Source organism: uncultured Treponema sp. (genome assembly GCF_946187725.1).
Lineage (GTDB): Bacteria > Spirochaetota > Spirochaetia > Treponematales > Treponemataceae > Treponema_D.
Genome location: NZ_CAMHSK010000070.1, coordinates 1 through 5,417, shown reverse-complemented (window position 1 = coordinate 5,417; position 5,417 = coordinate 1). Strand labels below are relative to the sequence as shown.

Below are 5,417 nucleotides of genomic sequence, written 5' to 3'. Positions count from 1 at the left end.
GTGTCCGAGGCGGCGAGAACGCATTCGTATTCCAGACAGCCCGCTACACACCGATTCCGCTCACAGTCCGGGGATACGGAGCAGGCGCCGGAGTTACGGCAGCCGGTGTATTCGGCGATATCATGCGAACGGTCAGCTTTAATCCAACGAAGTAAAATAAAGCTTTAGGATGGGGATAGATTTCGGCAGAGGGCATTTGTGCTTTCTGCCGATTTTTTTTATTAAGATACGGTTGATTAATGACGCTCCCGCTTCTGTGCAATGCCTTCATTGGGGCGGGAATTTTTTGTGGGGAAATTTTCTCCCCTCTCAAAACAAGTTCAAAAGTCTCGTAAAAGAAATCTCTGACATATTTTCCAATTTCGTTCTGTCTTTCAGCCAGATAAGCAATCATCTCCTGGCGTTTTTTTAAGAAATCAATGTCTTTTTTGTCAGAAACATCTGAAACAAACAGAAGAAGTTTTTGGAACAAAATTCGTAGTTTCAATTCAAACAACTTTCACAGCGATTTATCTTGCTCTTCTTGTTTCAAATCTTCTTGCAAACGATAATTCTGCAAAAAAGCAAGAAAAACACGACATAGAAAATGATTTTGTAAAAACGATTTCCGCCAAAGCAAAATATATCGAATCTATCACGCAAAACACAAAATTAAAAAACAGAATCAACAATTTGTATTACACGATTCACTCAAGCCCCATCAGGACTTCTCCCGAAGTTGCACTTTATGAAAACAAGATTTCAGATATGCTTGATAATCTTGAAAATGCCGTCAGCCAGGCTAATGAAGAAAAAGCAAATGAATTGGTCGGGGAAATAGAAAGAATCGTAGCCAAGAGGAATTTCATATTAAAGACGAATAGTTAAAGCAAACCACACAAAAAAAACGGGACAAGAAAGCGAATCGCCCGATGTCCCGTTTTAATTGCTAATTTTTATCTTACAACCGGCTTGTATTCCTTGATAGCCTTGAACAAGAAGGTGTGCAAGTCTTCAATCTTGACTCGCTCCTGCTCCATGCTGTCTCGGAAGCGGACTGTGACTGTGCCGAAGTTGTTGTTTACTGAGCCGTCGTCGTTCTTTTCGTTGATTGTGTCGTAGTCAACTGTTACGCAGAACGGAGTACCAACCTCGTCCTGACGACGGTAGCGTTTACCGACTGTACCAGAAAGGTCGAAATCAGTTACGAAATCTTCTTTGAGCATGTGCTGGATTTCTTTTGCTTTTTCTGCAAGGCCGTCTTTCTTCATCAATGGAAGAACAGCGACTGTGATTGGTGCCAGCTTTGGATGCAAGTGAAGAACTGTTCGGTAGTCTTCTTTGCCGTCTTTGCCGACATTTTCTTCTTCGTAAGCTTCGCAAAGGAACATGAGGAAGTTGCGGTTAAGACCTGCAGAAGTTTCGATTACGTAAGGAATGAACTTTTTGTTTCCGTCTTCCTGATCGATGTAGCTCATGTCCTTCTTTGAATATTCCTGATGCTGTGAAAGATCGAAGTCTGTGCGGGAATGGATACCCTCGACCTCTTCAAAGCCAATCGGGAAGTTGTATGTAACGTCGTAAGCGTCTTTTGCGTAGTGAGCGAGCTTGTCGTGGTGATGCCATTTGAGGTTCTTCTCGGCAATACCGTATTTGAGGTAGAAGTTCCAGCGATCCTGACGCCATCGCTCGAAAGTCTCGTCCTCAGTGCCAGGCTTACAGAAATATTCCATTTCCATCTGCTCGAATTCGCAAGTACGGAAAATGAAGTTCTTGAAGATGATTTCGTTTCGGAATGATTTACCAACCTGAGCAACGCCAAAAGGAACCTTCATGCGGTTTGACTGAACGATGCTCTTGAAATCAGTGAAAATACCCTGGCAAGTCTCCGGGCGGAGATAGATAAGGTGTGATTCGTCAGCGATTGGGCCCTGATATGTTTTGAACATGAGGTTGAATTCGCGGACAGCTGTGTATTTGCGGTTCTCGCTCTTACAGGTCGGACAGTTGATGTTGGCGTCGATAAATGCTTTCATCTCTTCGTGTGTCATTGTGTCAACTGGCTTTCCAGGAGCTTTGTCCGGGTTAGCAGCAACAAAATCTTCTATTAACTTGTCTGCGCGGTGGCGTGCCTGACATTCAAGACAGTCAACCATTGGGTCTGAGAAGTGGTCAACATGACCAGAAGCCTTCCATGTTGTGTGATGCTGGAAAATTGCGGAATCAAGACCAACAACATCGTCATGGAGCTGGGTCATTTCCTTCCACCATGCGTTCTGAATATTGCGTTTGAAATCAACACCGAGAGGGCCGTAATCCCATGCACCAGCCTGGCCTCCGTAAATCTCTGAAGCCTGATATACAAAACCGCGTCGCTTACAAAGCGAAATGATTTTGTCCAAAGTACATGCGTGTGGATCAGCCACAACTTTTTCATTTTTTGCCATTTTTTATACTCCTTCAATCCGCTTCTGGCGCGAAGCAGACGGATTAAAAATAATTGAAAGGATTTTAACATATTTAAAAAAAAGGGGGAAGTCTCAACCATCCCCAATTTTTCAAACAAATATATAGAATACGATAGAAAATTCTGTTATAATATTATCTGTATTTTTCATGGAACACAAAATAGAACACAAGATTCAAGAAAAAGCCTCTGAAATCATCGAACACAAAAAAGAACAGGCAATTGATATTCTTGAGACAAAAACCAGCCTTCTCAAAAAACTCTTCTGTATTGCGCTGGCAATTGTCGTTGTCGGTGTTGGAATCTGGTTCCTTTACGAATACAAAACAGGCACTTTCCGCGATGTAGAATCTTTCAAGGCATTCATAAATTCCTTCGGTTTCTTCGGGCCGCTTCTGCTCACGATTTTTCAATGCGTCAAAACGATTTATGCGGTCATTCCAAGCACGCTCGGATGCATCGTAGGTCCTACGCTCTTTGGCCCTTGGGTCGGTATCGTCTGCAACTATGTCGGCATCTGTGCCGGTTCCTTTGTTGCATTCTGGCTTTCACGCAAATTCGGAATCTCTTTCGTTAAGCAAATTTTCTCCGAAAAACGCTACCAAAAAAGCATGAGATGGCTCGAAAAACAAAAAAAGAGCTATCCAGTTTTTTTGTGGATTGCGATTATGCTTCCAATTTCACCAGATGACTTTCTGTGCTACTTTACGGGTCTCACAGAAATGAAATTCAAGAAATTCGCATTTATAATACTTACATCAAAACCGTTCACAATCATCGTTTACGGCTTGATTTTTGGTTATGGTTTCAATTAAGATTTAGTTTGAGATAAAAAGTAAAAGAAGGTACAAATTATGGATAAAAAACAGCATCTGCAGCTACTCGGTGTTTACAATTACACAGTAATCCTTACCTATGTCGGCATGTTGTTCTCTTTTGCGGGAATTCACTTCGTTTTCTCGAACAATGACCGAAGTTTCATTCTTGCACTTCTCTGCCTTATGGTTGCCGGTGTAATGGACATGTTCGACGGAAAGGTTGCCTCAACCAAAAAAAACCGCACTCCATCAGAAAAGCTTTTCGGCATCCAGATTGATTCAATGGCCGACATCATCAGCTACGGAGTTTTTCCTTCACTCATCGTTTACAAACTTGCAATCGGTGACAGGCAGTACCCAGTTGAGCATCCATGGCAGGCAAGAATCATAATCTGTGTCTGTGCACTTTACCTTTTGTGTGCTCTCATCCGCCTTTCATATTTCAATGTCGATGAAATGGAACGCCAGAACAAAACTTCAGAAAGCCGTCATGAATACCGCGGACTTCCTGTAACAAGCGTTGCAGTCGTGCTTCCGGCAGTTTTCATCGTTTCATATTTCCTCGGAAACTCTCGCCCTCCAATTCAGGCAGCTGCTATCTTCCTTATGATTATGGCAATTGCGTTCATCACTCCGTTCAGAATGCTTAAACCGCACCTTATCGGAAAAATCGTTCTTATTTTGATTGGCCTTGTAGAACTTGCACTTCTTCTTCTTGGAAAAGCATATTGCGTTCCAACAAAAGAAAGCGAACCGTCAATTGTTTTTGAAAATCAGGCTACTGAAACTGAAATTCAGGCTCAGCGGGCAGAGGCGTTTTAATATGGCAAAAAACGCAAACGATAAGTCAGTTCAATTTCTCTACGGTACAAAAGGCGGGCGGGTTCTGCTCCATGCAATTCTCGCCCTTAAAGTTCCAAAATTACTAGGCTTCGTTTTGCGTTCGCCTGTTTCAAAATTTTACATACCTTCATTCATTAAAAAGAACGGAATCGACATGACTGGATTTGAAGGAGTCAAATTCAAGTCTTTTAACGATTTTTTTACACGAAAAAAAGAAATCACTTTCGATTCTGATTCCACACATCTTATTTCCCCGGCAGACAGTCTTCTTTCCGTATATGAAATCACAGAAGAATCAAAATTCCACATCAAAGGGTTTGATTACACGCTCGAAGATTTTTTTGAACCAGCCAGATTCGGCATGAGCAAAGAAGAAACAACCGAAGCTTTTAAAGGCGGTCTGTGCCTTGTTTTCAGGCTCTGTGCCACTGACTACCATCGTTATTGCTATGTAGATTCAGGAAGCCAAAACGGGAATCACTTCATCCAGGGTTCGCTTTATTCAGTTCAGCCGCTTGCTGCAGAAAATTTCCGTCTGTACACAAAAAATCGCCGTTCATGGACAATCATGAATACAGAAAATTTCGGAAAAATCGCACAGATTGAAGTCGGAGCTTTCAGTGTCGGCGGAATTCAAAACCGAATCGAAGAAGGCTCTTTCAAAAAAGGTGAAGAAAAGGGCTACTTTGACCTTCACGGTTCCACAATCGTACTTTTGCTTCAAAAAGACCAGGTAAAGATTCTTGACGAAATAAAAGCAATCACGGATTCAGGAAGTGAATACCGTGTAAAAATCGGGCAGACAGTTGGCTTAAAAGCCGAAAAATAACTCAGAAAATCACGATTAGTCCTCCCTAGCAATTTTGGGGTTTTAGGGCGCGCCCTAGGAGATGGGGGTGCGGGTGAAATACCCGAACGAAAAGTGAGTGGTATTGAACCCCAGGGGGAAGGCTTTCCCCCTCCAAAACTATTGAACATTACTCAAATTTAGTGTATATTTCTCTAATTCTATCTTTGGAAATTTTTTTTTGAGAGGTAAACAATATGGCTTTTGATATTACCAAAGTTCGTAATATCGGTATCAGTGCCCACATTGACTCTGGTAAGACTACCACATCTGAACGCATTTTGTTCTATTGTAACAAGATTCATGCGATTCACGAAGTTCGTGGTAAGGACGGTGTTGGTGCTGTAATGGACAACATGGAACTGGAACGCGAACGCGGAATTACTATCCAGTCAGCAGCTACTCAGGTTCAGTGGAAGGACATCACTATCAACCTTATCGACACACCGGGACACGTAGACTT

7 protein-coding genes are annotated in these 5,417 nt (G+C 42.3%); 6 read left to right on the top strand and 1 reads right to left on the bottom strand.

Annotated elements, in window-relative coordinates:
* Together Q0Q74_RS13970 and Q0Q74_RS13965 are read left to right on the top strand one after the other, a co-directional pair.
* Positions 1-155: hypothetical protein (locus tag Q0Q74_RS13970; RefSeq protein ID WP_294431861.1), on the top strand; the 155-nt coding region annotated here is incomplete at its 5' end.
* Between the two features lie 517 nt (positions 156-672).
* Positions 673-867, top strand: a complete 195-nt coding sequence (locus Q0Q74_RS13965; protein ID WP_294431860.1) for a hypothetical protein — start codon at positions 673-675, stop codon at positions 865-867.
* Positions 868-935: 68 nt separating this feature from the next.
* Here the strand turns inward: Q0Q74_RS13965 and Q0Q74_RS13960 are convergent, their stop codons facing one another.
* The gene (locus Q0Q74_RS13960) at positions 936-2,426 is read right to left on the bottom strand and encodes a glycine--tRNA ligase (RefSeq protein WP_294431858.1); all 1,491 of its coding nucleotides are present in this window, start codon (positions 2,424-2,426) and stop codon (positions 936-938) included.
* Positions 2,427-2,595: 169 nt separating this feature from the next.
* Between Q0Q74_RS13960 and Q0Q74_RS13955 the strand changes: the two genes are divergently transcribed.
* From Q0Q74_RS13955 to Q0Q74_RS13940, 4 genes are all read left to right on the top strand, one after another.
* Positions 2,596-3,261, top strand: coding sequence for a TVP38/TMEM64 family protein (locus Q0Q74_RS13955; RefSeq protein WP_294431856.1), 666 nt, complete (start codon positions 2,596-2,598; stop codon positions 3,259-3,261).
* A 39-nt stretch (positions 3,262-3,300) separates the two neighbouring features.
* Positions 3,301-4,086, top strand: a complete 786-nt coding sequence (locus Q0Q74_RS13950) for a CDP-alcohol phosphatidyltransferase family protein (protein WP_294431854.1) — start codon at positions 3,301-3,303, stop codon at positions 4,084-4,086.
* A 1-nt stretch (position 4,087) separates the two neighbouring features.
* Positions 4,088-4,936, top strand: a complete 849-nt coding sequence (locus tag Q0Q74_RS13945; RefSeq protein WP_294431853.1) for a phosphatidylserine decarboxylase — start codon at positions 4,088-4,090, stop codon at positions 4,934-4,936.
* A 215-nt stretch (positions 4,937-5,151) separates the two neighbouring features.
* On the top strand, positions 5,152-5,417 hold a 266-nt coding region (locus Q0Q74_RS13940), incomplete at its 3' end, for a GTP-binding protein (RefSeq protein WP_294431852.1).

Excerpts from the sequence above, each read along its gene's own strand:
- Q0Q74_RS13960 (WP_294431858.1), bottom strand. The coding sequence starts at position 2,426 with ATGGCAAAAAATGAAAAAGTTGTGGCTGATCCACACGCATGTACTTTG.
- Q0Q74_RS13955 (WP_294431856.1), top strand. The coding sequence starts at position 2,596 with ATGGAACACAAAATAGAACACAAGATTCAAGAAAAAGCCTCTGAAATC.
- Q0Q74_RS13945 (WP_294431853.1), top strand. The coding sequence starts at position 4,088 with ATGGCAAAAAACGCAAACGATAAGTCAGTTCAATTTCTCTACGGTACA.
- Q0Q74_RS13950 (WP_294431854.1), top strand. The coding sequence starts at position 3,301 with ATGGATAAAAAACAGCATCTGCAGCTACTCGGTGTTTACAATTACACA.